Annotated in this window: 23 protein-coding genes and 1 tRNA gene; 16 read left to right on the top strand and 8 right to left on the bottom strand. The window is 55.7% G+C overall.

Annotated elements, in window-relative coordinates; translation table 11 throughout:
• Entirely contained in the window at positions 1–861 is an 861-nt protein-coding gene (locus tag ACXADZ_RS01320) for an N-formylglutamate amidohydrolase (protein WP_475192174.1), read from the bottom strand.
• A 148-nt stretch (positions 862–1,009) separates the two neighbouring features.
• Here ACXADZ_RS01320 and ACXADZ_RS01315 point away from each other — a divergent pair.
• The 5 genes from ACXADZ_RS01315 to ACXADZ_RS01295 all read left to right on the top strand — a co-directional run bounded on the left by ACXADZ_RS01315 (position 1,010) and on the right by ACXADZ_RS01295 (position 2,968).
• Positions 1,010–1,084 (top strand) — tRNA-Val (locus ACXADZ_RS01315).
• Between the two features lie 90 nt (positions 1,085–1,174).
• Positions 1,175–1,300 (top strand): type B 50S ribosomal protein L36, encoded by a 126-nt coding sequence (ykgO, locus tag ACXADZ_RS01310; RefSeq protein WP_008755722.1) that lies wholly within the window; start codon positions 1,175–1,177, stop codon positions 1,298–1,300.
• Between the two features lie 210 nt (positions 1,301–1,510).
• Positions 1,511–1,888 carry a hypothetical protein gene (locus tag ACXADZ_RS01305; protein WP_171096693.1) on the top strand — a complete coding sequence of 126 codons (378 nt, stop codon included), beginning with the start codon at positions 1,511–1,513 and terminating at the stop codon, positions 1,886–1,888.
• Complete coding sequence (locus tag ACXADZ_RS01300; protein ID WP_475192173.1) at positions 1,881–2,384, top strand: hypothetical protein; 504 nt, start codon at positions 1,881–1,883, stop codon at positions 2,382–2,384. The genes ACXADZ_RS01305 and ACXADZ_RS01300 overlap by 8 nt, the downstream gene beginning before the upstream one ends.
• 26 nt (positions 2,385–2,410) lie before the next feature.
• Entirely contained in the window at positions 2,411–2,968 is a 558-nt protein-coding gene (locus ACXADZ_RS01295; protein WP_171187898.1) for a hypothetical protein, read from the top strand.
• Positions 2,969–3,138: 170 nt separating this feature from the next.
• Here ACXADZ_RS01295 and ACXADZ_RS01290 read toward each other — a convergent pair whose 3' ends face one another.
• Positions 3,139–3,462: a SemiSWEET transporter gene (locus ACXADZ_RS01290; RefSeq protein ID WP_171096698.1), complete on the bottom strand. Its 324-nt coding sequence runs from the start codon at positions 3,460–3,462 to the stop codon at positions 3,139–3,141.
• 249 nt (positions 3,463–3,711) lie between these two features.
• Here ACXADZ_RS01290 and ACXADZ_RS01285 point away from each other — a divergent pair, with 249 nt between their 5' ends.
• The 3 genes from ACXADZ_RS01285 (at position 3,712) to ACXADZ_RS01275 (ending at position 5,919) form a co-directional block, all read left to right on the top strand.
• Positions 3,712–4,728, top strand: a complete 1,017-nt coding sequence (locus tag ACXADZ_RS01285) for a Fe(3+) ABC transporter substrate-binding protein (RefSeq protein WP_171672104.1) — start codon at positions 3,712–3,714, stop codon at positions 4,726–4,728.
• Between the two features lie 118 nt (positions 4,729–4,846).
• Positions 4,847–5,401 carry a helix-turn-helix domain-containing protein gene (locus ACXADZ_RS01280; RefSeq protein WP_475192171.1) on the top strand — a complete coding sequence of 185 codons (555 nt, stop codon included), beginning with the start codon at positions 4,847–4,849 and terminating at the stop codon, positions 5,399–5,401.
• Positions 5,398–5,919, top strand: a complete 522-nt coding sequence (locus ACXADZ_RS01275; protein ID WP_475192169.1) for an N-acetyltransferase family protein — start codon at positions 5,398–5,400, stop codon at positions 5,917–5,919. The genes ACXADZ_RS01280 and ACXADZ_RS01275 overlap by 4 nt, the downstream gene beginning before the upstream one ends.
• A gap of 15 nt (positions 5,920–5,934) precedes the next feature.
• Here the strand turns inward: ACXADZ_RS01275 and phhA are convergent, their stop codons facing one another.
• On the bottom strand, positions 5,935–6,735 hold the full coding sequence (gene phhA, locus ACXADZ_RS01270) for a phenylalanine 4-monooxygenase (protein ID WP_475192167.1): 801 nt from the start codon (positions 6,733–6,735) through the stop codon (positions 5,935–5,937).
• Between the two features lie 119 nt (positions 6,736–6,854).
• Here phhA and ACXADZ_RS01265 point away from each other — a divergent pair, with 119 nt between their 5' ends.
• Positions 6,855–7,313: an Lrp/AsnC family transcriptional regulator gene (locus ACXADZ_RS01265; RefSeq protein WP_171096703.1), complete on the top strand. Its 459-nt coding sequence runs from the start codon at positions 6,855–6,857 to the stop codon at positions 7,311–7,313.
• Positions 7,314–7,424: 111 nt separating this feature from the next.
• On the opposite strand, the gene ACXADZ_RS01260 is transcribed toward ACXADZ_RS01265, so the two are convergent.
• Both ACXADZ_RS01260 and ACXADZ_RS01255 read right to left on the bottom strand, forming a co-directional pair.
• Complete coding sequence (locus tag ACXADZ_RS01260) at positions 7,425–10,214, bottom strand: bifunctional aconitate hydratase 2/2-methylisocitrate dehydratase (RefSeq protein WP_475192165.1); 2,790 nt, start codon at positions 10,212–10,214, stop codon at positions 7,425–7,427.
• A 179-nt stretch (positions 10,215–10,393) separates the two neighbouring features.
• The gene (locus ACXADZ_RS01255) at positions 10,394–11,740 is read right to left on the bottom strand and encodes a serine hydrolase domain-containing protein (RefSeq protein ID WP_475192163.1); all 1,347 of its coding nucleotides are present in this window, start codon (positions 11,738–11,740) and stop codon (positions 10,394–10,396) included.
• Between the two features lie 347 nt (positions 11,741–12,087).
• Between ACXADZ_RS01255 and ACXADZ_RS01250 the strand changes: the two genes are divergently transcribed.
• Complete coding sequence (locus tag ACXADZ_RS01250; RefSeq protein WP_475192162.1) at positions 12,088–13,074, top strand: DMT family transporter; 987 nt, start codon at positions 12,088–12,090, stop codon at positions 13,072–13,074.
• A gap of 100 nt (positions 13,075–13,174) precedes the next feature.
• Here the strand turns inward: ACXADZ_RS01250 and ACXADZ_RS01245 are convergent, their stop codons facing one another.
• On the bottom strand, positions 13,175–14,188 hold the full coding sequence (locus ACXADZ_RS01245; RefSeq protein WP_475192161.1) for an AraC family transcriptional regulator: 1,014 nt from the start codon (positions 14,186–14,188) through the stop codon (positions 13,175–13,177).
• Positions 14,189–14,300: 112 nt separating this feature from the next.
• Here ACXADZ_RS01245 and ACXADZ_RS01240 point away from each other — a divergent pair, with 112 nt between their 5' ends.
• From ACXADZ_RS01240 to ACXADZ_RS01220, 5 genes are all read left to right on the top strand, one after another.
• Positions 14,301–16,064: an acyl-CoA dehydrogenase gene (locus tag ACXADZ_RS01240; RefSeq protein WP_475192160.1), complete on the top strand. Its 1,764-nt coding sequence runs from the start codon at positions 14,301–14,303 to the stop codon at positions 16,062–16,064.
• Between the two features lie 21 nt (positions 16,065–16,085).
• Positions 16,086–16,895 carry a methylthioacryloyl-CoA hydratase gene (dmdD, locus tag ACXADZ_RS01235; RefSeq protein WP_171672080.1) on the top strand — a complete coding sequence of 270 codons (810 nt, stop codon included), beginning with the start codon at positions 16,086–16,088 and terminating at the stop codon, positions 16,893–16,895.
• 16 nt (positions 16,896–16,911) lie between these two features.
• The gene (locus ACXADZ_RS01230; protein WP_475192157.1) at positions 16,912–18,525 is read left to right on the top strand and encodes an AMP-binding protein; all 1,614 of its coding nucleotides are present in this window, start codon (positions 16,912–16,914) and stop codon (positions 18,523–18,525) included.
• A gap of 1 nt (position 18,526) precedes the next feature.
• On the top strand, positions 18,527–19,630 hold the full coding sequence (locus ACXADZ_RS01225) for a dimethylsulfoniopropionate demethylase (protein WP_475192156.1): 1,104 nt from the start codon (positions 18,527–18,529) through the stop codon (positions 19,628–19,630).
• 268 nt (positions 19,631–19,898) lie between these two features.
• Positions 19,899–21,431 (top strand): phospholipase D family protein, encoded by a 1,533-nt coding sequence (locus ACXADZ_RS01220; RefSeq protein ID WP_475192155.1) that lies wholly within the window; start codon positions 19,899–19,901, stop codon positions 21,429–21,431.
• 329 nt (positions 21,432–21,760) lie between these two features.
• Here ACXADZ_RS01220 and ACXADZ_RS01215 read toward each other — a convergent pair whose 3' ends face one another.
• Both ACXADZ_RS01215 and ACXADZ_RS01210 read right to left on the bottom strand, forming a co-directional pair.
• On the bottom strand, positions 21,761–23,128 hold the full coding sequence (locus tag ACXADZ_RS01215; RefSeq protein ID WP_475192153.1) for a sensor histidine kinase: 1,368 nt from the start codon (positions 23,126–23,128) through the stop codon (positions 21,761–21,763).
• On the bottom strand, positions 23,125–23,793 hold the full coding sequence (locus ACXADZ_RS01210) for a response regulator transcription factor (protein WP_475192151.1): 669 nt from the start codon (positions 23,791–23,793) through the stop codon (positions 23,125–23,127). The genes ACXADZ_RS01215 and ACXADZ_RS01210 overlap by 4 nt, the downstream gene beginning before the upstream one ends.
• Positions 23,794–23,931: 138 nt before the next feature.
• Here ACXADZ_RS01210 and ACXADZ_RS01205 point away from each other — a divergent pair, with 138 nt between their 5' ends.
• A complete protein-coding gene (locus ACXADZ_RS01205) occupies positions 23,932–25,020 on the top strand; it encodes a tricarboxylate transporter (RefSeq protein WP_475192149.1) in 1,089 nt (362 codons plus the stop codon).
• Positions 25,021–25,035: the final 15 nt, after the last annotated feature.

Raw genomic sequence — 25,035 nt, 5'->3', positions numbered from 1 at the left:
TTATTCGGCCGCCAAACGAACCGGTTCCGACCCGATGCTGGAGATTTCGCGCACCACCTGCCGCAAGAGTTTCGAAAATGCCATAAAATTGGCATTTGGCGTGATCTTCTCTTCGTTCATATAGAGTGCGCGGTCGATCTCGATCTGAATGGCGTGCTGATGGCGCCCCGGACGGCCATAGGTCTGGGTGACATAGGCCCCGGCGAACGGCGCGTTTCGCGCCACGATCAATCCTGCCGCAGCAAAGGCCGATTCAACAAGGTCCACGATTTCCGAAGACGCTGACGCGCCAAACCGATCGCCTAACACAATATCCGGACGTTTGCTGCGCGTCGTACCGGCCATTGAAACCGCCTCGTGCGGCATCGAGTGGCAATCCACCAATATTGCCTGACCGAATTTCTCATGCGATTCGGCCAGCAGGGATTTCAATCGTGCGTGATAGGGACGCCAGTAGGTATCGATACGCAACCGCGCTTCATCCATGGTCAGCTTTCCGCTGTAGATTGCCCGACCGTTGGCCACGACGCGGGGAATCACCCCTAACCCAGAAGCGACTCGCGGGTTGTGCCCATGTCTGCGCGCACCGCTGATAAGGGCGGGGTCAAGCTCATCCAGACTGCGATTCAAATCCAGATACGCACGCGGCATGGCAGCCTTGATCAAGGGTGCACCGTATTCAGCAGCAGGAGCAAACAGTTGATCCACAAAGGCATCTTCCGACGATCGAATCACGTTTTGATTCAGCACCGAGCGTTTCAGAAAAGCCTCAGGATACTCTCGCCCGCTGTGTGGGGATGAAAAAACCACGCATGAACTGCGGTTTTCAGGCATATCCAATACAAAGGCTGCGTTCTGCATGATCACTCCATGTTCGTAATCAACATAGACTGGAAAATTGTTCTTCCAAACCCCTTGAACCCCTGAACGACTCCTTTTATAGACCCCGCTACCGGCGCGGTGATCCGCGCCCCATTTCGTTATGGGGCAGGACATGCATCGGGAACGTGGGCGGTTAGCTCAGCGGTAGAGCACTTCGTTGACATCGAAGGGGTCACAAGTTCGATCCTTGTACCGCCCACCATCTATTCACTGTTCCGGGCTTCCGGGGCACCCGACTAACCCAGGCGCTGGCCACGTCTTTGATGAAGGCGCCGCAGATTGGAGACAGACCATGAAGGTCAAGAACTCGCTCCGCTCGCTCAAGAACCGGCACCGTGATTGCCGTATTGTGCGTCGCAAAGGCCGCGTCTACGTGATCAACAAGACGCAGCGCAAGTTCAAAGCTCGTCAGGGCTAAGAACTGCTTAAATAGCTTTTAAAGAACCGCGCCTTTCAGCGCGGTTTTTTTGTGCCTGACAACAATCTGCTAATGGCGAGCCTGCCCAAACATGCGCTGCCGCTGTAATTCGCTCGCCAAAAGCGGCGAAGTCTTAACCTGACATTTCTCATTGTTATAAGTCGTTCTCGTGTTAACGTTTGATTGATTTATGATGTCAGGAGGTCTGATTTGGCCAACGATGACCCTCATGCAATATTTGGTACAACTCTGACGGACATGGTTGCCGATATCGGCAAAAGCGTTGCCCAGGCTGCGGAACAACTGAGCAGAGACCAGTTGGAAGCACTAAAGAACTATCCGCAGGAACTGCGTGACATGGGCATACCGCCTGTCTTTTATCATATGCAAGATGTCGACGTTGAACTGAAAGTGGTCATGGAAATGTCCAGCGAGCAAGGGGAAGAAGACAGGCTGTTCAGCTTTCTTTGGGGCCCAAAGCTGACGCAGACCGATACGCTCGACTCAAAAAGCGCGTCCACCATGCGCATGCGTTTTGTCCCCGGACCCGTTCACGAGGATGAGACCGGCAGGCCCGAAGATGGCTGATTCCGATCGAAAGCAACCGATAGAAGTTCGAGTTACCGAAATGCCCGAAGCGTTTACGCTTTTGCTCAAGTCTCTTTCGGACAGGCTGACCGCCATGGAGACACGTGAAAACGAACTAAGGCAGACCATCTCGGACCTGGAAGACAGGATTGATGAGTTGGAGGATGGCGGTGAAATGATGGTCGGGGCCAGTTTGCCGCCCGTGACGAGCCCATTGGCCAGTGCTGCCGCCGAGGTGATGGCAGACGATAAAGACACGCAGATCGTCGACGCGCAGAAATTCTCGCAAGCACTGGGAGAACAGATTCTGGCCGGATCTAACGACAGCGACGATTTCACCATCGATAACGTAAAAGTCGAAGCCTTTGTGGGATTGGGCCAGGATGGTGGAACCGCCCAGATTGCGACCAATGCAAAGAAGCAGGTGGTCAGCCAGAACGCTTCAAAAGTTACGTTTTCCGTCAGGAGGCGGTCCCCCACGAAAATTATCAAGTAGACTGAATTTGGAACAGGAGTTCGAAGATGAGTATCGGGCAGGAATTGCTAAACGTCCCCTTTGCGGAAATGGTTCAAAAACTGGCCCTTTCCGTCGCCGAGTCGCAATCAGAACTGGATCGTCATTCGACCGATGTTGCCAAATACATGGCCGATCAGAAGATTATGCTGCCCGACCTGTCCAACCCAAGTGGACCCGGCAAAGAATTCAGCCTTGTTTCGATGGGGTTTCTTCCCGCGTTTTATGCCGTTCAGGAAGCCGAGATCGAAGTAAAAATGGCGATCTCGATGACGAAACAGAAGGAAAAGTCAGGCAGTGCATCCGTCAAAGGCGGCTGGGGTCCGGTGGCCGCACAGGTCAATGCCAGCTATTCCTCTCGCTACGCATACAGCCAGGAAGGCGCGAGCAGGTTGACCATCAAACTGGCACCTGCGGACCCCCCTATTCTGCTTCAGAAATATATGGAGGCCGTGACTGCGGCGATGCTTGCCGAAAACCCGGTCATGGGTGAAGACCCCGACCCCGAGCCTGAGCCGGCCCCACAGCCTCGCCAGGCTGGAAAACAGTCAAAGAAACGACAGTAGCTTAGTCGTGGGCAGTTCAGATTGTCAGAATACAGGGCGGCGCGTCGCAAAGGTGGCAATTTCGCGTACCGTATGACACAGCGCCATTTCCATGAACATCGGCGGCTAGACCCAAAAATAGATGTAGGGAACTGCGCCGTTTGGCGGGGGTTACCTGCGCCTGACGCTTTTTAGAACGTGACTCCGGCGTGAATTAGAATTCCGATCACCATCAAGATGTTCAGAACCATTGAGATGCCATTGCCGACATAGATCGGCAGCTTCCCAACAATCAAACCGTAAGCGAACCACAGGAATGAGACAGCGGCATACAGCGACCATGACACCAAAGACTGGCCAGTCGCGTGTTCTGTATGCGTAAAATAGAGCTTCATCAGTTGCGGCAGGGTCGCAAATGGTCCGACGACACCTACAAAAACCATGAAGCTTTCGTAGCGCGCCATCCAATGTCCAAGGTTTGATTTTTCCAGTTTTTCCGCAAGTGTTTCGGGCATCAACTGATCCTTTTCGTGCACTACTCAATCCGACTCTGCCTGTCGCAGAAAAGCTGTAATCCCAAACTAACTCGCTCGGCCCCTGCCGCCAATACGTGCAAAAAAGTGTTTCAGGTTTCACCCAATACCTCTTTCTGACATTTACCCAACTATTTTCGTCAGATTTCCTTGCATCCCGCCGGGAATCGTATAATTGATCAAATCAGTCGGATTAATGTCCGCTCTCTGAATTCAACAATGGGACGCAACATGCTGAACTCCTCCACCTGCATCGTCGCCGCACTGTCGGCATTGATTGCCACCTCCGCCGTCGCTGAAGGGGAACTGAACCTTTATTCGTCGCGCCACTATGACACCGATGAACGTCTGTATACCGATTTCGAAGACGCAACCGGCATCAAGATCAATCGCATCGAAGGCAAAGCCGACGAATTGATCGCGCGGATGGAAGCCGAAGGCGCAAACTCGCCCGCAGACGTGATGCTGACCGTTGATACTTCGCGCCTGGCACGCGCCAAGGACGCAGGAATCTTGCAGGCCATCGAAAGCGCAACGCTGGAAGAACGTATCCCCGCGAACCTGCAAGACAGCGACAACCAATGGTTCGGCTTTTCGCAGCGCGGTCGGATTATCTTTTACAACAAAGAAAACGTCACCAACCCACCGGCCACTTATGCCGATTTGGCCAAGCCAGAGTATAAGGGCTTGATCTGCATCCGCTCGTCGACCAACACGTACAACCAGACCTTGTTGGCCTCGATCATCACCCACGAAGGCGCCGACGCCGCGAAAACCTGGGCAGAAGGTATTGTCGCCAACATGGCGCGTGATCCACAGGGCGGCGACACCGACCAGCTGCGCGGCATCGTATCGGGTGAATGCGACATTGCAGTCTCGAACACCTATTACTTTGCGCGCGCAATCCGCAAAGATGTCAAAGGCCTGTCTGCTGACCGTGACATGATCGGCTGGGTCTTCCCGAACCAGGAAGGTTATGGAGCCCACATGAATCTGTCAGGCGGCGGCGTTGCGGCAAACGCGCCGAACAAAGAAAACGCGATCCTCTTCCTTGAGTATCTGGCAGGCGATCAGGCGCAGCAATATTTCTCGGCAGGTAATGACGAATACCCGGCTGTACCTAGTGTCGCGCTGGCCGAGTCTGTCGCTACCTTGGGCGAGTTCAAGGCTGACGAAGTGAACCTGTCCGAAGTTGCCAAGAACATTCCCGAAGCGCAAAAGATCTTTAACGAGGTTGGCTGGAAGTAACCTTCCAATTCGACGCAAACCACAAAGGGTGCGAGGTTTCCGCACCCTTTTTCCGTTTACAGTTTATTTGTTTTGGACTATCTTTCTCATATCTGGAATTTTTTCTATTATATGATCCATGCTCGACACGCTCTCGAACCGCCTTGCCAGCCGATTGAATGAACTCCGCCGCGGGCGTGGATGGTCTCTGGACCAATTGTCTGAGCACAGTGGCATCAGTCGCGCCACCTTGTCTCGGATGGAGAAGGGCGACGTCAGCCCTACGGCAGAAAACCTTGGTCGTTTATGTGCCGCATACGACTTACCGATGTCACGCCTGTTGATGATGGTCGAAGACAGTTTTGACCCCAAGGTTCCGTTAGAACATCAGACGGAATGGAGCGATCCCGAAACGGGATACACCCGCCGCGCCGTGTCTCCTCCTGCGAACGGTCTGAACGCTGAGGTCGTGGAAGGCCACCTGCCACGCAACACCGTGATCACGTATGAGACGCCACCCAAATCAGGGCAAGAACATCACCTGATCCTGATCGATGGCGCGCTGACGTTGACGGTTGACGGAACGCCACACGATCTGAGCGCGGGGGATTGTCTGCGTTATCATCTATCTGGTCCGACCCAGTTTGAAACAGGCGCCGAACGAGGCGCACGCTATCTACTGGTGCTGGTATGATCACACGTCTGACTTGTTCAGAATTCGATGCCGCCATAGATGATCTGGCAGAGATTTTGCACGCCTGTGTCCATGACGGGGCCAGTATTGGGTTTATCCTGCCCTTTGCGCAGGAGGACGCGCGAAACTATTGGCAGCAGAACGTGCGGCCGGGATTAAACGCGGGCGCTTTAGAGATCTTCGCGGCCTATGACGGCGCGCGCGTTTTAGGCACCGTGCAACTTGTCGCGGCGGCCATGCCCAACCAACCCCACCGTGCGGATGTCGCAAAGCTGCTGGTTCACCCAAACGCGCGACGTCGCGGGCATGCCCGCGCTTTGATGGCGGCGCTTTTTGAACACGCCCGCAGCTTGCACCGCACGATGCTGGTGCTGGATACGCGCAGCAGCGATCCCTCACGGATGCTGTACCAAAGCCTCGGGTTTCAAGTTGCAGGGGAAATACCGAATTATTGCCGTAACCCTTTCGAACCCAGGCTGGAACCGACCACGTACATGTACAAAGACCTGTCCGCCTGAAGATGGACGACGCGGCTATTCTGCTGCCGTAACCTTTTCCGGAAACTTGTTTGGCAACAACCCCAAACGACGCGCGTGCCGGACATCGGACAACAGATCGCGATCGGCTGCTTCGAACAGATCTTCAGGGTCATCCAGCACAAAATACCCCATCTGGTGCATGTCGATCCGATAAGGCGTGCGCAGAATTGTCAGTATGTCAAACGCGTCGCGATCCGGGATGTCGCTGGTTACGGCATAAACCAGTTCGGTCGGCGACGACGCCAGCCCCGATCCCAAAGCCTTGATCTGACCGCCCTGTCGGCGCAGCCCAAATTCGATGGAAAACCAGTATAGCCTGATCAGCCAGGCATAATCTGCATCCGTCGCCTGCTGGCCCGCCTTGCCGATGGCGTGGCTGAACGCGGCAAAACGTGGGTCACTCAGCAACGGGGTGTGGCCAAAGATCTCATGAAAAATATCCGGCTCTTCGATATAGTCGAAATCCTCGCGCGCCCGAATGAACGATGCTGCGGGAAAGACTCGATCTGCAAGCATACCAAAAAATGTTTTGAACCCGATCAGGGCCGGAACCGGCTGCACCTGCCACCCCGTCAGGTCCAGCAGCCGATCCGAGATATCGGCACAAGACGGCACCTTGGTCTTTGGCAACTCAAGACGCGCCAGCCCGTCCAGATATTCGCGTGCCATATAGCGCTGAACATTATCCTCCTGCGCTGCGTATAGATCGGCCCAAACGGCGTTTTCTTCATCCGTATAGGCGATATGGCCACGCGCGTCGGCGACTTTGGCGACGTATTTGGTCGATTTTGGCATCCGTTTCCTCCTGATGAGGAACAGGATACCGCGTCACACGTGGGAGATTTGTTTTGATTACTGACTATTTCTCGCTAGTTTGGTTGAAATAGGTCGGGAAACCTAAGCCTTCGAAACATATGCTTCATCCTGCTGACATCGATATCCTGCGCGAGCTTCAGATCAGTGGACGTCTGTCTATGCAGGAGCTGGCGGACCGAACCGGGTTATCAGCCTCGCAATGCTGGCGGCGTGTTCGCGATCTTGAAGCGTCCGGAGTTGTTACAGGCTATCGCGCACAAGTGCCCGCCAAGGCCGTTGGGCTAAACGCCATCGCGTATGTTCATGTTGCGCTTAAGGATCATCAGGAAAAGAGCATTGCAGATTTCCTGCGTTTGGTCGAAACCGAACCGCAGATTGTTGAATGTGCATCGATCACCGGGGATCACGATTTCATACTGAAAGTCTATGCGAAAACGCCCGAAGATCTGGAGGTCTTCATCATGCAACGACTCTTGAAGTCCGGGTTGGTCCGCGACACGCGCAGCAATTTTGTACTTCGCCAAACCAAGACCCGTGGACCGTTGCCTATTCTTTGAATGCGGATCGCCTTTTCGGCAAACGCAACCGCGGCTTGAATTCAACGAATGAAAACGCCCGGTCACCTGCAGGGTGCCCGGGCGAAGTATTCTCAGCGTCGACGGCGGCGTTTAGAAGTGCGCTGACTTCGTGCCCGCTGGCTTTTCAGTCGAAGGCGCGAATTTGGTCAAGTCGATGCCTTCAACAGCGGTCTTGTACTCGTCGATATTTGGGGTGCGGCCCAAGATAGCCGACAGCACAACAACCGGGGTCGAGGCCAGCAGGCTTTCACCCTTCTTGTCTGGCGCATCCGCCACGACACGGCCCTGGAACAGACGGGTCGAGGTGGCCAGAACCGTATCCCCCTTGGCGGCTTTTTCCTGGTTACCCATGCAAAGGTTACAACCCGGACGTTCCAAGTAGAGGATGTTTTCGTACTCGGTGCGGGCATTCTGTTTCGGGAAAAGGTCGTCGAATTCAAAGCCCGAGTATTTCTCAAGCACTTCCCAGTCACCCTCTTCCTTCAGCTCGTCGATGATGTTGTAGGTTGGGGCCGCGACGACCAGCGGTGCCTTGAATTCGACCTTACCGGCTTCCTTCTCAAGGTTCTTCAACATCTGGGCAACGATCTTGATGTCCCCCTTATGCACCATGCACGAACCAACAAAGCCCAGATCGACATGCTTTTCGGCATTGTAGTACGAGATCGGGCGGATCGTGTCGTGGGTATAGCGCTTGGAAACATCGGCATTGTGAACATCCGGGTCGGCGATCATCGGTTCAACAATCTGATCCAGATCGACGACGACTTCAGCGAAGTATTTCGCGTTGTCATCCGGCTGCAGCGCGGGTTTTTCACCCGATTTGATCTCGGCGATGCGCGCGTCCGCGATGTTGATCAGCTTTTGCAGCATGCCGTTTTCATGCTCCATGCCCTTGTCGATCATGATCTGGATGCGCGACTTGGCCAATTCCAGCGAACCGATCAGGGTCTCATCATTCGAGATACAGACCGATGCCTTGGCCTTCATCTCGGCTGTCCAGTCGGTGAAGGTGAAGGCCTGATCCGCCAGCAACGTGCCAATATGCACTTCGATCACACGACCCTGGAACACGTTGTCGCCGTGCTGGTCCAGCATTTGCGCCTGGGTTGCATGCACCACATCGCGGAAGTCCATGTGATCGGCCATTTTGCCTTTGAAGGTCACCTTGACCGACTCCGGGATCGGCATCGAGGCTTCACCGGTCGCCAGTGCCAGCGCCACAGTGCCCGAGTCCGCGCCAAAGGCGACGCCTTTGGACATGCGGGTGTGGCTGTCACCGCCGATGATGACCGACCAGTCATCCACGGTGATGTCGTTCAGCACCTTGTGGATCACGTCGGTCATCGAATGATAGACGCCTTTGGGGTCACGTCCGGTGACAAGTCCGAAGTCATTCATGAACTTCATCAGGCGTGGCGTGTTGGCCTGCGCCTTGGCATCCCAGACCGATGCAGTGTGGCAGCCGGACTGATAAGCCCCATCAACGCTGGGCGCCACAACGGTCGCGGCCATCGCCTCAAGTTCCTGCATGGTCATCAGACCGGTGGTGTCTTGCGAGCCGACAATGTTGACCTTCACGCGAACGTCCGAACCCGCGTGCAGGGTTTTGCCCGGCGTGGTGCCCAATGCGTTCTTGTTAAAGATCTTCTCGACTGCGGTCAGGCCCTGGCCTTCGTGGCTGATTTCCTTGGACGGGGCAAAGACCAAAGGTGCTTCGACACCCAGCGTCTCGGCCGCAAATGTTTGCAACTTCTTTCCAAAGACAATGGCGTAAGAGCCACCGGCCTTCATGAATTCCACTTTTTGCGGGGTGAAGGACGAGGATACGTCGACCAGCTCATCGCCATCTTCGCTCAGCAGTTTGTGGTCTTTGGTGTTGATCTTCAGAACCGTGCCTGTGGCAACCGAGTACTTCTCTTCCAAGATCGGGTTGCCGTCGTTGTTCAGGATCGCATTGCCGTCTTCGTCCACCTTCTTGACCCAGTTCTTCAGGTCCAGACCGATGCCGCCAGTCACGCCGACGGTGGTCAGGAAGATCGGAGAGATGCCATTCGTACCTGCGACGATTGGGGCAAAGTTGACAAAGGGCACATAAGGGCTGGCCTGCTTACCGGTCCAGAGCGCCACATTGTTTACGCCGGACATACGCGAGGAACCAACACCCATGGTTCCTTTTTCAGCGATCAGCATGACACGTTTGCCGGGGTGCTGAAGCTTCAGATCCTGAATTTCCTGCTGCGCCTTTTCCGAGATCAGGCACTTGCCGTGCAGTTCGCGGTCGGCGCGCGAGTGTGCCTGATTGCCCGGCGACAGAAGGTCTGTGGAAATGTCACCTTCGGCAGCAACATATGTGACGATTTCGATTTCCTCGTCGATGTCGGGCAGCTTGGTGAAAAACTCGGCCTTGGCATAGCTTTCCAAGATATCCCGCGCGACGGTGTTGCCGCCCTCGAGCGCGGCCTTCAGTCGGTCGGTATCGGCGTCGTACAGGAAGACTTGTGTTTTCAGCACTTCTGCCGCTTTGCCAGCAACTGCAGCGTCATCGCCCAGCGCAAGGTCCAGAAGAACCTCGACCGAGGGGCCACCTTTCATATGCGACAACAGTTCGAACGCAAAGTCCTGCGAGATTTCTTCGACGTCAGCTTCGCCCAGAATGATCTCTTTCAGAAAGCTGGCCTTTTCGCCGGCCGCGCTGGTTGTGCCGGGCAGCGTGTTGTAGATGAAATAGTTCAGCGAGTCTGCGCGATGTTCGTTCTGGGGATCACGAATTTGATCAATGATTTCCTTCGCCAAAGCCCCATCATCGATGGGTTTTGGGCTCAGGCCCTGCTCTTTGCGGGTTTCGATTTCATTCAGGTAATCAGTATAGAGGCTCATGACGGGTCCGACCATTTAGCTGGGTGTACCGGCAGTCAAAAGGCCGGCACTTTCAATTTGTATGCGGCGGTATACTAAAACTGCGCCACATGCAAGTCCCAGACCTGCGACCCGGTGTCCTGAGCCGGTTGCAGCCTGCCAAGGTCGCTACCCTTGCAGGAGCGGGATGAAGAGGCCAGTTAGGACGGATCGTCCCCGAAGGCTGTAATCAACGCTTGCGCCAACGGCAAGGAAGAGTAACCCAACCGAGACGGGGTCAATCCCATCCGCAGAACGATCATGTCACGAGACGGGAACACACCGATGAACTGGCCGTCATGCCCCTGTAGCCAGTATGCGTCTTCAAAGGGCGGAAAATCTCCTGGAGATTCCAGCCAAAGGTGCCCCTTGGCATAGCGCCCGTCTGAGGCAGCCACCGGTTCGACCATCCAGTCCACAAAGCCTTCCGGCAGGACCCGGGTATTGTCCCAAACACCCTTTTGCAACAAAAGCTGGCCAAACCGGGCCCAATCGCGGGCCGTGGCATACATATAGCTGGACCCGATAAACGTATCGTTGGCATCCGTCTCAAGGATCGCCGAGGTCATGCCCAGCGGCTCAAACAGAGCAGTTTGCGGATAGGTTAGCCCGCCATCCGACAACTGGTCCTGCCAAACACGGGACAAAACAGTGGTTGTTCCAGAAGAATAATTGAAATCCGTGCCGGTTTCGGCTTCGGGCGCTCGATCCGCTGCAAAGCCAGCCATATCATTGCTGAGATACAGCATTCGGGTCACATCAGAGACATCGCCATATTCTTCATCCCAGTTCAATCCGCTGGTCATGGACAGCATATCAGCCAAGGAAATGTCACGGCGAGAGTCCTCGGCCCAGTCCGGAAAGCTACCGACCAGATTGTCCGTTAGGCTCATCTCACCTGCTTCAACCAATGTACCAATCAACCCGGCCGTGACGGATTTGGTCATGGACCACCCCAACAAAGGGGTTTGCGCGTCAAACCCGTCCGCATAGCGTTCAGCAACAATGCGCCCGTTCCGAACCACCACGACCGCGCGGTATCCTTCACCAAGCAAGCTTTCATCAGACATGACGGCCTGAACCTTTGCATCCTGCGAAAGGGCTACATCGTTGCCTTTTGGCCAAAGGCCCGCAGGCAAAGGACCGGGCGCTTCAAGCGTTTGCGTGCTTAGAGCAACATCATGAACGTTGGTGCAGCCAAGCCCGTCGCGGTACTGTGAGGTTGCGGGGGCAAAAAACCGAAAAAGCCGGGCGTGTACTGTTTGCGACTCTTGATCGACCTCGATCGACACTTGTTTGAGCAGCGGATGTCCCGGCGCTTGAACGTCTACGGCCAGCACCTCATCGGGATCACGTCCGGCAATGAAAACGTTCGAACAGACAATTTTGGCCGAGTAATTTGTACCGACCTTCAGCAGATCGGGTGGCGCAATCAGCAGGTAACTTACCAGCCCCACGCCACCCACGATCACTAAACCGCCAATTGTTTTCGCTATTTTCCCGAACATCCGACTGCACCGCCCCTATTGTCATTGTGCCCTGTGACGTTAGAAGCAACGTGGCTGCGTTTGCCACACTTCCGTTACGTAGAAGTCAGGTACCTAAAATCAGACTCCATACGTTACGCGTCACCCTGAAGGTGCCACTTCAGAACTGACCCGCGCGAGGGACCCTCGCGGGACTCGGCGTTTCAATGACATGGCCATTCTGCCGGGTTAGGTAATCCTCAAAACAAAGTCGCCGTTACGCTCAATGCAAATCGAGTTTCACTTCAGCACGCGGCGACCAAAGAACGTCGCAAAGTGACGTGACCCGTTTTCTGGCCCGTGCTAGTGGCCCCATGAAAGGGCACCTCATGACAGCCAACGTAAAGCTGCAAAACCCAACAGCAGGTATTGCATTCATTCTGATAGGAATTTTGGCGATTTCTATCAACGATATGCTGATCAAGTTCCTGTCTGGCGGTTACCCCCTGCATCAAATGGTTTTCACCAGATCACTGATCGGGATCGGGTTCAGCCTGGCTTTGGTGCAGATGGAAGGCGGTTGGCGCATCTTGAAAACCGATCAACCCGGGCTTCATCTTTTGCGCGGCGTTCTCATCGTTGTTGCCAATCTGACATTCTTTACGGCATTGGCTGTCATGCCTCTGGCCGAAGCAACCGCAGTATTCTTCGTTGCGCCGCTTATGATCACTTTGCTCAGCATTCCCTTGCTTGGGGAAAAAGTTGGCCCCATGCGCATCGGCGCGGTGATTGTGGGTTTCCTCGGCGTGGCAATTATGACCCGCCCATGGGAAGCTGGTGGCGCGCGCGACGTCAGTCTTTTGACGTATGCCCTTCCTGTGGTGGCAGCCTTTACTTATGCCCTCAACAACGTGCTCACCCGTTTGCTTGGTGCCAAATCCAAAGCATCAGCGATGGCTGTCTATATTCAGGCATGTTTTATCGTTGTCAGTTTACTGTTCTGGTCTGTGGCAGGGGACGGGCGCTTTGCCGACGCATTCGAAAATGAAAGCTTGATCTTCTTGCTAAGGGCTTGGGTGTGGCCGGAAGGCACTGATCGATGGTTGTTTGTCGGGCTAGGGTTCAATTCGGCAATCATTGGGTATTGTCTGGGTCAGGCTTACCGTATGGCCGACGCCGCCACGGTGGCACCGTTCGAATATGTCGGTCTTCCTTTGGCAGTGTTTTGGGGATGGGCCATTTGGGGCGAACTTCCAAATCTACCTGTCGCGACTGGTATCGTGCTGATCTTGGGATCTGGATTGTTTGTCTTTTTGCGCGAGCGCCAGAAAGAGAGGAACGTGATTACTCGAAAAAGAGTGCATCGTCGTTATTAGGGATCACCATTCGCAGATACGGCGACGGCAGCCGCCCATGACGGGTTTTCTGCCTTTCTCTGACGACCCAGAAAAAAGCGTTTTCCCACAGAAATCGAGCTCACATCCGGTATGATCCCGGTGTCCGGTTTGTCCACTTTCGGAACGCTCTGTGGAAATTCGCAGGGGCCGAAAAGCCCGTGTCAAAGGCGATTTGATCGATACTGTCCGTGCTTTGTTGTAGTGCACGGATCGCGATGTCACGGCGCAGGGCATCCTTGATGTCCTGAAAAGATGTTCCTTCGTCTTTCAAGCGTCTGTTCAATGTCCGAGGCGTCATTTTCAAGGCTCGGGCTGCATCCGTAAGCTGGCAAGACTGCCATGTCGCTCCGTAAAGAAAAGCCCGGACGCGAAGGCTGTTTGTATGCACCCGAGAGCCCGTGAATATCCAATCCAGCGGCGCGCGCTCAAGAAACACCGACGCCTCCTCAGGGCTGCGGGTGATCGGGCGGGTGAATTGGCGAGGGTCAAAACGAATGCTGGTTTGCGGGGCGTCGAATTCGACAGGGCACGGGAAGACAACCGAATAATCCGCAGCAAATTCCGGGCGGGGAAAGGCAAAGCAAACCAATTGAACTGGCGTTTCCGACCCGCTGAGCCAGGACAACAAACCGTGCGCCAGTTTCAGAATCAACATGTGGCCAAAGCGCTGCGGCTGGGTTTCGCCCAAGTAAGGCATCAAAGCCAGCTCCACCTCATTTGGCCTGCTGCGCAGGTCAAAATAAAAGTCATCCAAAAGCAGATTCCAGAACGTCGAGAAACGATAAAGGGCCGAGGTCAGGCTGCTTGCTCCGCGCTGAACCGTCACAAGATGCTGCAGGGCGCGGGGCCGGATCGGGCGGCTCCAAAGCCCCATCATTTCGTCCCCGGTTTCAGGCGCAGCAAGCTGGTAAAGCTGCGCAATTTCATTGAGGGTAACACGTTGATTTGGTGCCATCGGACCAGCGTGAAGACCAGCGCGCTCTAGCAGCGAAGTCATCTCTTCCGGGGTGCAACGGGACCTAAGTGCGTGCAGCCAATCCTGAATGAATTCTGCTGAGACGGTCGTCAGCGAGATAGGGTCATGACGGGTCACAGGAACCTCAGAGTGGCGTGATCGGATAGTATTTTGGCAAAATATGAGCTTATCGGCAAATCAGTCGACAGGTAAATGACGTAAACCCATAGTTTCCGACAGAGAGCCTGGAATGTCCTATCAGCCGCCCGTTCAGGATTTGATGTTTTGCGTCGAGCATTTGTCCCATTGGGAACAGGTGTCTTCCTTCGCAGTGTATTCAGACTATGACCTGGACGATATTGGCGCTGTACTGGAAGGCTATGCCCGGTTCTGCAGCGAGCAGATCGCACCCTTGTCGCATATCGGCGACACGCTGGGTGCCCAGTTTGACAACGGGCGCGTGACCATGCCTGAAGGCGATGCCCAGGCTTACGCTCAGTTTGTCGAAATGGGATGGCAAGCCCTGACCCACCCGGTGGAATATGGTGGCATGGGGTTGCCGAAGACCGTCGGCGCGGCCGCGGTCGAGATGCTGAATGCCGCCGATATGAGCTTTGGCCTCTGCCCTTTGCTGACCGACGGGGCCATTGAGGCATTGCTGCTGACTGGTTCGGACGAACAGAAAGCCACTTATCTTGAGCCGCTGATTGCAGGCCGTTGGTCTGGCACGATGAACCTGACGGAACCGCAAGCGGGAAGCGATCTTGGCCGGGTGGCAACAAAGGCGGCGCAGCGTGAGGATGGCAGCTATGACGTGTCGGGCACCAAGATTTTCATCACCTATGGTGCCCATAACCTGACCGAGAACATCATCCATTTGGTGTTGGCCCGCACGCCTGATGCACCTGCCGGGCCAAAAGGGCTGAGCCTGTTTATCGTGCCGCAGAAACTGGTCGACGCAGATGGAACGGTAGGGACCGAAAACACAGTCAACTGCGTGAGCATCGAGCACAAGCTGGGCGTTCGCGCCAGCCCGACGGCTGTTTTGGAGTACAAACAGGCCACTGGATTCTTGATCGGCGAAGAAAATCGCGGGCTAGAATACATGTTCATCATGATGAATGCTGCACGTTTTTCCGTTGGTGTGCAGGGCATTGCGACGTCAGAGCGGGCCTATCAACGTGCGTTGACTTATGCGCGTGAGCGCGTGCAAAGCCGCCCTGTCAACGGTCAGACCAAAGATGCTGTCGCCATCATCGAACACCCGGACGTGCGCCGCATGCTGATGCGGATGCGCAGCCTCACCGAAGGTGGACGCGCAATGGCGGCGGCGACTGCGGGGTTGCTGGACATCGCACACCATCAGGACAATCCAGAGATGGCTGCTCTGGCCGAATTCATGGTTCCGCTGGTCAAAGGCTTTTGTTCGGAACGCGCAGTCGAGGTTGCCTCGTTAGGTGTTCAGATCCACGGTGGTATGGGTTTTATCGAGGAAACCGGTGCCGCGCAGCATTATCGCGATGCCCGTATTCTACCGATTTACGAAGGCACCACCGCCATTCAAGCCAACGACCTTTTAGGGCGCAAGGTGATGCGCGACGGTGGCGAAACCGCCCGTCTCTTTGCTGTCCGAATTGCTGAGACCGAAGCACTATTGGCGAGCGGTGACGCAACTGCGCAAGCTATCGGTATAAGCCTTGCACAAGCACGCGAAGCGTTTGAATCGGCGCTGAACTGGTTGTTGGAAAACAGCCGCAAGGACATCGACGCAGTATTTGCCGGCTCTGTCCCCTTTCTCATGCTGGCAGGAAGCCTGGCGGCAGGTTGGAAACTGGCAAAGGGCGCTTTGGCTGCGCAATCATCATTGGACGCCGGGCAGGACGCTCAATTCATGGCCCAGAAAATCGCGACTGCGCTTTTCTTTGCACAACACATTCTGCCCGAATGCACCACAGAACACAGCCGTATCCTGCTGGGCGCGCGCAGCCTGCTTGACGCGCATTTCCCCGAATAACTCCTCCAAAGGACCCGACCCATGAATGACGTCGTGAACCCCGAAACCTATGAAAACCTGGCGATTTCAGAGCGCGAGAACGGCTTGTACGTCGTAACGTTGAACCGTCCTTCAAAGCGCAACGCGCTGGATGTGGCCACTATCGAAGAACTGATCCGCTTTTTCAGTGGTGCCCGTATGGCCGGTGTCAAAGCTGTGGTGCTTGCTGGTGAAGGTGACCACTTCTGCGCGGGTCTTGATCTGGTCGAGCATTGGAAGGCCGACCGCAGCCCGGATGACTTTATGCATGTCTGCCTGCGCTGGCATGAGGCATTTAACAAGATGGAGTACGGCGGTGTGCCGATCATCGCTGCACTGAAAGGTGCGGTCGTGGGCGGAGGGCTGGAACTTGCCAGTGCGGCGCACATTCGGGTCATAGACCCCGGCACCTATTTCGCCTTGCCTGAAGGCCAACGTGGGATTTTCACCGGTGGTGGTGCGACAATCCGAGTGTCCGACATGATCGGCAAGTATCGCATGATCGACATGATCCTGACGGGTCGCGTTTACCAGGGGCAAGAGGCCGTCGATCTGGGGCTGGCGCAATACATCACCGAAAACGGCGGCAGCATGGCCAAGGCGATGGAGCTGGCAGAACAAATCGCGCAGAACCTGCCCCTGACCAATTTTGCAATCTGCTCGGCGATCAGCCACTTGAACAACATGTCAGGCATGGACGCAGCCTATGCCGAGGCTGTGGTAGGCGGAGTGGTCAACACCCAACCCGCCGCTCGGGCGCGCCTTGAAGCCTTTGCAAACAAAACTGCCGCCCGTGTGCGGCCAAACAGCTAAGTCAGGCGGAATCGGGATGCGCCATCATTTCGAAGCTCTTCAGAAGACGCGGGCAAATCACGTCCCCTTGTCACCATTGTCCTTTCTGCACCGCGCCGAAAGCTTGCACGGTGCGCGAACAGCAGTGGTTTATGGCGATATCCAAAGAACATGGGCCGAAACTGCAAACCGCATTCGCGCAGTTGCCAGTGGGCTGGTCGAACTTGGCGTGCGGAAGGGCGACACTGTTTCCGTGCTCAGCCCGAACATCCCAGAGCTCCTTGAGCTGCACTTTGCCCTGCCGTTGACCGGCGCAGTGCTCAATACGCTGAACACGCGTCTGGAACCGGAAACCATCGCCTACATCCTGGATCACGCGGACACCAAGCTGGTGATCGTGGACCGGGAGCTTGTGCCGCTTCTTTCCAAAGCCTTTGATCTGCTCGGTCGAACTCTGCCGGTGGTCGAAATCGCTGATCCTGCAGTTACTGGAGAGAGCCTTGGTGGTCAGACCTATGAAGCGCTGACCAAAGCCGCGCCCCTGCCGATCGAATTGCCGGAAGATGAGTGGGATGCCATTGCGTTGAACTACACGTCCGGCACATCCGGGCGCCCAAAAGGCGTCGTTTATCACCATCGCGGCGCCTATCTGATGGCTCTTGGCACCGGGACGGCATGGCAGATGCCCCCCTATCCCATCTATCTGTCGGTGGTGCCGATGTTCCACTGCAATGGCTGGGGGCACCCTTGGTTGATGGCCATGCTTGGGGCAAAGGTTGTGTTCACGCGCGTTCCGGCCGCCGACCGCATTCTGGACGCAATCCGCACCCATGGCGTAACGCATTTCGGTGCCGCGCCTATCGTGCTGCAGATGCTGGCCGAAGCTGAAAGTGGCGCGACCCCATTTGATCCTGCAATCCGTGTGTTGACCGCAGGTGCACCACCACCGCCTTCAGTGCTGGAAAAGACCCGTGCAATGGGGTTTGACGTTATGCAGGTTTATGGGCTGACAGAGACCTACGGCCACATCTCTCAATGTCTTTGGCAGGACGACTGGGATGATCTCAGCCCAGCTGAACAAGCGGAATTGCAGGCCCAGCAAGGTATTGCCTTTCCAATGGTCGAACAGGTCACAGTGATCGACCGCGAAACCGGGGAACCGGTGGCGCGTGACGGTTCGACACAAGGCGAGATCGCCATTCGCGGTAACACGGTGATGGCAGGGTATTACAAGGACCCAGCGGCCACCGCGACAGCTTTCGAAGACGGTTGGTTCTGGTCCGGCGACGGCGCGGTCATTCACCAAAACGGCTATATTCAAATACGCGACCGCCTGAAGGACGTGATCATTTCGGGCGGCGAGAATATCTCGTCCGTCGAAGTCGAAGCCGTATTGTACCGTCATGAAGCAGTTCAGGCCGCAGCGGTCGTGGCGATGCCCCACGAGAAGTGGGGAGAAGTCCCCTGCGCTTTTGTCGAACTGCGCGAAGGTTCCGAAACAACGTCTGACGAGATCATCGCCTTCTGCCGTGACCATCTGGCGGGGTTCAAAGCGCCCAAAGCCGTTATCTTCGAATCCCTTCCCAAAACCTCCACAGGCAAAATCCAGAAGTTCCAACTTCGGGACCGCGCCAAAGCAATGGACCTTTGATATGCGTCTGCTGTCCCAATCCCGCCGCCTGCGCCAAACACCTTTTTCCGAAGGGGTCGAGGATAAAGGCGTTACTGCCTACACCGTCTATAACCGGATGCTGCTGCCCACAATGTTCGAGAGCGTCGAGGCCGATTATCGGCACCTCAAATCTCATGTGCAGGTCTGGGATGTGTCTTGTGAGCGGCAGATCGAACTGAATGGGCCTGATGCGGGTCGTCTGATGCGGCGGTTGACCCCCCGCAACCTGGAAAAAATGCAGGAAGATCAGTGTTACTACGTTCCAATTGTCGACGAGAACGGCGGCATGCTGAACGATCCGGTGGCGATCAAACACAGCGCGGATCGCTGGTGGATCTCAATCGCCGACAGCGACCTGTTGCTGTGGGTCAAGGGCCTTGCAGTCGGCGCGGGCATGGATGTGCGGGTTTTTGAGCCTGACGTTTCGCCGCTGGCCATTCAAGGGCCAAAGTCGGATGATCTAATGGCCCGCGTGTTTGGAGACGAAGTGCGCGACATTCGCTTTTTCCGTTGCAAACGGATGGTGTTTCAGGACACATCCTTTTTGGTCGCACGCTCTGGTTACTCGAAACAGGGCGGGTTTGAGATCTATGTCGAAAACGGTGCCTACGGGATGCCGCTGTGGAATGCGTTGTTCGAAGCCGGAATGGATCTGAACGTTCGTCCGGGATGTCCAAACCTGATCGAGCGGATCGAAGGCGGGCTGTTGAGCTATGGCAACGATATGACCATGGAAAACTCTCCGCTGGAGTGTGGTTTGGGCAAATTCTGCAAACCGGGCGAGGAAAGTGACCACATTGGCAAGCACGCACTTGCGCGCGAGGCCGCAACTGGTCTGGCCCGACAGATCCGCGCGATCTCTATCCCCGGTGACCCCGTGCCACCTGCCCGCTCAGCTTGGCCACTGCTCAAGGATGGAAAACGGGTTGGTCAGGTCACGTCCGCTGCCTGGTCACCGGATTTTGAAACCAATGTCGCTATTGGCATGGTCGACGCCGGACACTGGGATGCTGGTTCTGTTCTGACGGTCAGAACCCCAACCGGTGACCGACAGGCCAAGATTCAGGAAACGTTCTGGATATAGCCCAGGCCAGGGTAACGCCCGCGTCCGGTGTTTTGGTTAAGCGACGCCGCTAGCATCAGGCACGCATTCCCCAGTGCTTCGACGCATTTGGTTTCTGCCCGGGAACGTTTGAGACGGTGTTGCGTTAAGTCGCGAACCGATAAGTTGGCAGTTGAGGGTTGTGCGAAACCAACGCTGACGACCCAAACAACCTCAGGCTTCAAAGAACACTCTTGCAATCGCGTGCGCTGGCATAGTCACCTAGGCCAAAGGAGGCCGGAGGAAGCCTATGGCGCGTTGGAAGTTTGTGATTTGTGTTTGGAGCGCGCTGGTACTTGTCGCATGCGCTCCTAAAACCCGCACTTACGAAAAGACGGTATCGGCTGCATTGCCCACCTATTCGGGCACGGCTCTGAGTCAGTTGGCCAATCGCCTGGGGGATCCCAAAGACGGCCGGTCAGGTGTCAAGCTGATCAGTGATGGTGAAGAAGCGCTTGCCTCACGGCTGTTGATGGCCGCCGCCGCCGAAAGAACGTTAGACGCTCAGTACTACCTTCTGCATGACGACCCGACAGGACATCTTTTTGCAGCCAGTCTGTTACAGGCCGCGGATCGGGGGGTTCGTGTCCGACTGTTGTTGGATGACATGGATACGTCCAGCTACGACGCGATGACCGCCGCATTGGACCAACACAAAAACATTGAGATCAGGCTGTTCAATCCGTTCTGGCGGGACCAAAGCCTGCTGGTCGCTGGACTGACGGACTTCAAGCGTATCAATCGCAGAATGCACAACAAATCCATGACAGCTGACAACGTGTTTACGATTGTGGGTGGAAGGAATATCGGCGCTGAGTATTTTCTGGCGCGGAAAGAAATGAACTACGCCGATCTGGACGTGCTGGCCGTTGGCCCTGTTGTAGGTGAAGTTTCACAGAGCTTCGACGCATATTGGAACAGCGAATTCGCAGTCCCCGCCCGCGTGGTTGTGGGAGAGCCCGAAGATTTTGTCCTGAGCGATGCGCGAAGCAGGTTGAATGAACTGGTCGAGGAAGCAAAGCAAACAAAGTACGGCGCTGCCCTTAGAAAGTCAGCACAAGAGAACTTCGCAGATGGGGCCTTTTCACTGGATTGGCTGCCCGCGAAGCTTTATGCCGATCCACCTTCAAAAGCGGCCGGACTTGAAGGTTCGGACCCCGTTCTTGCCTCGCAATTGCTTCCGTATTTTGAAAATGCCAGCAGTGAGGTGAATATCGTTTCTGCCTATTTCGTACCGCGGAACAACGGTGTGAAATGGCTGACCGAACTTGAACGTCGTGGTGTCGAGGTAAAGGTGGTAACCAATTCGCTGGCCTCCAACGACGTTGCACCCGTTTACGCGCATTATGCCAAAAAACGCCGAGCGCTTTTGCGCGGAGGAGTGGAACTCTACGAGTTGCGACCCGACGCCTATCAAGTCCAGCGCCGTGGCATAAACTGGGCTCAGTCCAGATCCGGCTTGCACTCCAAGGCATTCGCTGTTGATGACCGCTACTTGTTCGTGGGATCGTTCAATTGGGATCCGAGGTCAGTCAAAATCAACACCGAGATGGGAATTCTGATAGACTCGCCCGCATTGACCACACAAACCATGGGTGCGTTGGACGACGCGCTACCCGCATACACTTACAGTGTAACCCTTGAGCAAGCCGGTCAGCTTAAATGGACGACACGAAGCGATGATGGCGAAGTTCTTGAATATCAATCCGAGCCGACGGGATCAGCCTGGGACCACATAGTTGCCGGGTTTCTGAGTATTTTACCAATCGGGTCTCAGCTTTAGGTTTATCCAGAAATACTCTGTCGACGTGTTAGGGGTAAGGGGGCTTCGGTGTCCTGCTCGCTCAATTGGGACGAAGTATCTGCGAGACAATGGCCGTTTCGGACACTGCCCGCCGCCGCCTTTGGTGCGTTCTTGTGTGGCATCTTACCCTTGTTCTCCAAGAAACCTTTCACCGTCTTCCAATCCGTGGCCACCCACGACCTGAGGCTGACGTGACTGGCACTATTGTCTGGCCTACCTACTCCCAGGCAGAACTTGGTCGATGACGTGCTCGTATAGAGCCCGAGGTAATCAGGGCATTTTTTCAGGCAATACCGCCCAAACAGAGCTCATTTAAACCTTGGAAGCTCAAGCGTAAGGCTCGCTCCCGCTAAAGCTGGATCGATTGAGATCTGCCCCCCGTGGCGGCGGGCCACGGCTGAAACGATCGACAAACCTAACCCGCTTCCCTCCGAGGGTTCCAGCTGTGAAAACCGGCTGAATACGGCGTCGCTTTGGTCTGGTGTAAGTCCGGCACCATCGTCGGCCACAGTCAGCCGGACGGTGTCCCGAGCGCTCTGTAAAACAACCGAAATTCTGGTCAGTTCAGCGCCTCCATGTTTCAGCGCATTATCAAGCAGGTTCTTGATTGCCTCCGACAGAAATACCCGGTCACCCGCGACAGTGATTGGTGAATCTAGCATCGTGACCTCAAACTCGATGCCCTTTGCGAGGATGTGAACGCCCATCTCTGCGCAGGCCTCTTCCACCACCGAGCGGAAGTCAATCTTGTCCATCTGATCCTGATGCGTTGGTTGTCTCAGCCGTTCCAACGACAACAATTGCTCGGCAACTGTGGCCGAGTTTTTAGCCGCCGCTATAAGTTCTACAATACGTTTGTCTCTGTCTGCGTCCGTTTTTGCGCCTCGCAAAGCCTCGGCCATCGATTGGACTGCGGCGGCTGGATTGCGCAGCTGATGCGCAGCTTCGGAAATAAACACCTGATGCGCGTGTATGCTGTGTTCGACCTGCTCAAACAGCCGGTTTAGAGTTTTTACAATACCATGGACCTCGACCGGAACCTGGCGTTTGATTTCACTCAAGTCATCGGGTGAGCGCAAGTCGATGGCGTTCTGTAAATCCAGTAAGGGTCGCAGACCGCGCGCGACGCCGAACCAGACAACAATAGCGAGGGTCACCAGCAGGATACCCATCAGGATTGCCGCACGGATTGACAACTCGTTGGCAAAGGCATTGCGATCCGCGATGCGTTGCCAGACCGTGACCGTTGCATCACCTACCAGATTTTCTAAGGTGACCCGTTCAGTCATTTTTAACACGCGCACCGGCTCGTCCCGATACAGCGCTTCAAAAAACTGAGGTTGGAACGCGTCCTGCTCCGTTGGGTTCGGGGCAGCCGGAGGATAAGCATAGCCGGTCACGTAAATACCACCGGGGCCTGTTACGTGGTAGAATATCTCTCCGCCCGACGCATCGCGGATCAAGCTGCGGGTGGTCGGCGACAGGGCATCACCTTCTGAAATCGCCACATCACGCGAAATTGCCAGACCTGCAGATAGCAGGCTGTCATCAAAAAGTTCCTGTGCCGTTTGCTGGGCAACCGTGTAGCGCCAATATCCAAGCAGGATCGCAAGCAGAACCAACGGCGTCAGAATCAGCGTGAAAAGCCGGAGTCGGAGCGAACCCTGTTTGATCACTTCTGCACCTCAAGCAGATAGCCAAGGCCACGGGCCGTCTTGATCCTGATGCCAAGGTTCTGAAGCCGCTTACGCAAACGCGACACATGAGGTTCGACGGCCGAATCCTCGACATCGGCCCCCACACCATAGACATAGTCGGTGAGCTGGCTTTTTGGCACAATCCTGCCCCGCCGTTCCAGCAGGCATTCCAGGACGGCCATCTCCCGGCGTGGTACATCTAGCACCTGCCCTTTTGCGCTCACCTGACGAGAGGCGCGGTCGAATTCCAGATCTCCGATGGTTTCGCGGGATCCGTAGTCCAGTTGCTTGCGGCGAGACAAAGCGCGAATGCGGGCCTCAAGCTCGTCCATTTCGAAGGGTTTGACCAGATAATCATCGGCGCCCATATCCAGACCCGAGACCCGATCACTGGTTTCGGTACGCGCGGTCAGCAGGATCACGGGCGCGCTATCACCCCTGTTACGCAGAGACCGCAGAATCTCGAGCCCTGACCGGCCAGGCAGATTGATATCCAGAACGATCAGATCCGCGCCTTCCTGTTCAAGGTATTGGTTGGCTGCGTCTCCATCCGTCAGCACGTCTGCGGCATGGCCCCGGTCCCGCAGGCGATAAGCAATGGCGTTGGCGAGGGTCTCATTGTCCTCGACGATAACAATCCGCATCGGGTCTCCTGCAAGTTTCGCGCAAGGTTGGCCCTCCATGATTGCCAGATGGGAGGGGGAATCAACCCCGCAGTTCTTTAGCGATCATGGTAGCGCCAAGGGCGCTGGCGTGGTTGTCTGGTCAACAGGGAGGAACCAATGGCCATTTCCAACTTCACCCGTCGCGCCGTCGTGGGGCTGATCGCCGCCGCCGGTATCGCTGCACCTGCCGCTGCCGAGGTCGATTTCTCGGGCAAGACTGTTGAATGGGTGATCCCGTTCTCGGAAACGGGCGGGTCTGCCAAATGGGCCAATTTCTTTGCGCCGCTTCTTTCCGAAGCATTACCGGGTCAACCGACTGTTGTCGTGAAATTCATGCCGGGCGCTGGTTCGACCAAAGGCGCAAACTGGTTCCAAGAACAAAGCCATGACGATGGCACGCTGCTGTTTGGCACCTCTGGCTCTACCCAGTTCCCATACCTGCTAAGCGATCCACGCGTTCGCTATGAATACAACGACTGGATTCCGGTCATGGCGTCGGGAACAGGTGGTGTTGCCTATCTGAACGCCGAAGACGGAGCAAAGTTCGATGGCTCCGCCAACGCGCTGAAAGACACCAACTTCATCTACGGTTCGCAGGGTGCGACGCGTCTTGACCTTGTACCGCTGTTGGCCTGGCAAATGCTTGGCATGAATGTCGAGCCGGTCTTCGGCATCAAGGGTCGCGGAGACGGTCGTCTGATGTTCGAACGTGGTGAAGCCAATATCGATTATCAGACCTCGTCCGGCTATCTGGGTGGTTCCGCCCCGCTGGTTGAATCCGGTCAGGCTGTGCCGATGATGACATGGGGCGCACTGGACGCCGATGGCAACATCGTTCGTGACCCGACCTTCCCGGACATTCCGACCTTCAAAGAGGTCTGCGAGGCGACCGATGGCTGCGAAACAAGCGGTGAGGCATGGGATGCGTGGAAAGCGTTCTTTGTAGCCGGGTTCCCGGTCCAGAAGCTGGCATTCCTGCCCGGTGATACACCTCAGGAAGTAGTCGACGCATACACCGCTGCATTCCAGGCTGTGACCGAGCGCGGCGACTTTGCTGACATTTCCTCGAAGCGCGTGGGTAAGTATCCGGTGTTTGTAGGTGACGGCTCCAAGTCGGCGCTGCAAACCGCGACAAACGTCGACGACAACGCCAAGGCCTATATCCTGAACTGGCTGAAAGAAGCCTACGGTGTCGAGCTGAACTAAGCCGACCATTCACAG

The organism is Ruegeria sp. ABM4_193 (assembly GCF_056158705.1).
The sequence above is the reverse complement of the archived record's forward strand: the minus strand, read 5'-3'. Positions and strand labels throughout refer to the sequence as shown.

What these genes read in the sequence shown, in the direction of transcription:
- ACXADZ_RS01320 (WP_475192174.1), bottom strand. Translation starts at nt 861, where the DNA reads ATGCAGAACGCAGCCTTTGTATTGGATATGCCTGAAAACCGCAGTTCA.
- ykgO (WP_008755722.1), top strand. Translation starts at nt 1,175, where the DNA reads ATGAAGGTCAAGAACTCGCTCCGCTCGCTCAAGAACCGGCACCGTGAT.
- ACXADZ_RS01300 (WP_475192173.1), top strand. Translation starts at nt 1,881, where the DNA reads ATGGCTGATTCCGATCGAAAGCAACCGATAGAAGTTCGAGTTACCGAA.
- ACXADZ_RS01295 (WP_171187898.1), top strand. Translation starts at nt 2,411, where the DNA reads ATGAGTATCGGGCAGGAATTGCTAAACGTCCCCTTTGCGGAAATGGTT.
- ACXADZ_RS01290 (WP_171096698.1), bottom strand. Translation starts at nt 3,462, where the DNA reads ATGCCCGAAACACTTGCGGAAAAACTGGAAAAATCAAACCTTGGACAT.
- ACXADZ_RS01285 (WP_171672104.1), top strand. Translation starts at nt 3,712, where the DNA reads ATGCTGAACTCCTCCACCTGCATCGTCGCCGCACTGTCGGCATTGATT.
- ACXADZ_RS01280 (WP_475192171.1), top strand. Translation starts at nt 4,847, where the DNA reads ATGCTCGACACGCTCTCGAACCGCCTTGCCAGCCGATTGAATGAACTC.
- ACXADZ_RS01275 (WP_475192169.1), top strand. Translation starts at nt 5,398, where the DNA reads ATGATCACACGTCTGACTTGTTCAGAATTCGATGCCGCCATAGATGAT.
- phhA (WP_475192167.1), bottom strand. Translation starts at nt 6,735, where the DNA reads ATGCCAAAATCGACCAAATACGTCGCCAAAGTCGCCGACGCGCGTGGC.
- ACXADZ_RS01265 (WP_171096703.1), top strand. Translation starts at nt 6,855, where the DNA reads ATGCTTCATCCTGCTGACATCGATATCCTGCGCGAGCTTCAGATCAGT.
- ACXADZ_RS01260 (WP_475192165.1), bottom strand. Translation starts at nt 10,214, where the DNA reads ATGAGCCTCTATACTGATTACCTGAATGAAATCGAAACCCGCAAAGAG.
- ACXADZ_RS01255 (WP_475192163.1), bottom strand. Translation starts at nt 11,740, where the DNA reads ATGTTCGGGAAAATAGCGAAAACAATTGGCGGTTTAGTGATCGTGGGT.
- ACXADZ_RS01250 (WP_475192162.1), top strand. Translation starts at nt 12,088, where the DNA reads ATGACAGCCAACGTAAAGCTGCAAAACCCAACAGCAGGTATTGCATTC.
- ACXADZ_RS01240 (WP_475192160.1), top strand. Translation starts at nt 14,301, where the DNA reads ATGTCCTATCAGCCGCCCGTTCAGGATTTGATGTTTTGCGTCGAGCAT.
- dmdD (WP_171672080.1), top strand. Translation starts at nt 16,086, where the DNA reads ATGAATGACGTCGTGAACCCCGAAACCTATGAAAACCTGGCGATTTCA.
- ACXADZ_RS01230 (WP_475192157.1), top strand. Translation starts at nt 16,912, where the DNA reads ATGCGCCATCATTTCGAAGCTCTTCAGAAGACGCGGGCAAATCACGTC.
- ACXADZ_RS01225 (WP_475192156.1), top strand. Translation starts at nt 18,527, where the DNA reads ATGCGTCTGCTGTCCCAATCCCGCCGCCTGCGCCAAACACCTTTTTCC.
- ACXADZ_RS01220 (WP_475192155.1), top strand. Translation starts at nt 19,899, where the DNA reads ATGGCGCGTTGGAAGTTTGTGATTTGTGTTTGGAGCGCGCTGGTACTT.
- ACXADZ_RS01210 (WP_475192151.1), bottom strand. Translation starts at nt 23,793, where the DNA reads ATGCGGATTGTTATCGTCGAGGACAATGAGACCCTCGCCAACGCCATT.
- ACXADZ_RS01205 (WP_475192149.1), top strand. Translation starts at nt 23,932, where the DNA reads ATGGCCATTTCCAACTTCACCCGTCGCGCCGTCGTGGGGCTGATCGCC.